Origin of the sequence: Dulcicalothrix desertica PCC 7102, from assembly GCF_003991905.1 — a bacterium.
In the GTDB taxonomy this organism is placed as follows: Bacteria; Cyanobacteriota; Cyanobacteriia; order Cyanobacteriales; family Nostocaceae; genus Dulcicalothrix; species Dulcicalothrix desertica.
Genome location: NZ_RSCL01000096.1, coordinates 1 through 1,496, shown reverse-complemented (window position 1 = coordinate 1,496; position 1,496 = coordinate 1). Strand labels below are relative to the sequence as shown.

Sequence of the window (1,496 nt, the reverse complement as noted above, 5' to 3'; positions counted from 1 at the left end):
TTATTGCTAAACTTCAACAGGAAATGACTGATGCTTTAACTCAGTTGGACAGAGGAATGCCTAATAATTCCAAAGTCAAAATTCTCAAGAAAAAAAATGGTTGGATTTGTCTTACTCCTCTTGATGCACAAGCAGAACCACCACAGTTAGCACAATTAAAACGAGAAATAAACCAGCGTTGGCAAATGACTAGCTTGCTGGATATGTTCAAAGAAGCAGATTTACGAATTGATTTTACGAATCAGTTTAAGAATACTGGTGTACGTTCTAACCTGAGTCGAGATGTACTACAACGACGGGCATTACTATGTTTGTACGGCCTAGGCACGAATACTGGACTGTCGCGCGTTTGTTCTGGTGTCAGTGATAATGAAACTGACCTGCGTTACTTCAAAAAACACTATATACATCGTGAACATCTACGTAATGCAATTGCTGAGGTAGTAAATGCAACTTTAGCGGTTAGAAAAAAATCTATTTGGGGAGAGGGGACAACAGCCTGTGCCAGTGACTCGAAGAAGTTTGGTTCATGGGACCAAAACCTAATGACTGAATGGCATATTCGTTACGGTGGTCGCGGAGTCATGATTTATTGGCATGTTGAGAAAAAGTCTGCGTGTATTTATTCTCAATTAAAAACTTGTTCGAGTAGTGAAGTTGGAGCAATGATTCAAGGTTTATTGCGTCATTGTACCGATATGGAGGTAAAGAAAAACTATGTCGATACTCACGGTCAAAACGAGATTGCTTATGCATTCTGCCGACTATTGGGTTTTGACTTAATGCCTCGTATCAAGCGAATCGGCGATAAAAAATTATCCTTACCATTCGCCGAACAAAAACAAGACTATCCAAACCTACAACCCATCCTAAAATCAGCTATTGACTGGGAACTCATCCGTCAGCAATACGACCAGATGATAAAATATGCTACAGCGCTGCGCTTAGGTACAACAGAGGCGGACAATATTTTAAAGCGTTTTAGTCGCTCAACTGTCCAACATCCAACGCATAAAGCACTTAACGAGTTAGGTAAAGCAGTAAAAACTATCTTTCTTTGTCATTACTTGCATTCAGAAGCTTTACGCCGAGAAATTCATGAGGGATTAAATGTTGTAGAACAGTGGAACGGCGCCAATACTTTTATTTTCTACGGTAAAAACAGCGAAATCGCAACAAACCGCTTAGATGAGCAGGAGTTGTCAGTTCTGTGTTTGCATTTACTACAGATGTGCTTGGTATATATAAACACATTAATGATTCAAAAGGTTTTGGCTGACCCAGTGTGGATGAAACGAATGACGCATGAGGACTTAAGGGCGCTCACACCATTGATTTGGAAGCACGTTAATCCCTACGGAACTTTTCACTTGAATATGAACGAGCGGTTAGAATTAGATGCTGCGTAAAGTGAAAAATTTTTGCCCTTATCCAGTTTGGGTATAGGTTACAGCCGTCGCATGGCGGCTGGTGACAGCTTCGCTACTTTTACCCCT

At 40.6% G+C, this 1,496-nt stretch carries 1 protein-coding gene; it reads left to right on the top strand.

The features are described 5' to 3' along the window. Positions 1-1,409 (top strand): Tn3 family transposase (locus DSM106972_RS50920; protein WP_127087846.1); only part of this gene is annotated, 1,409 nt, incomplete at its 5' end. Positions 1,410-1,496: the final 87 nt, after the last annotated feature.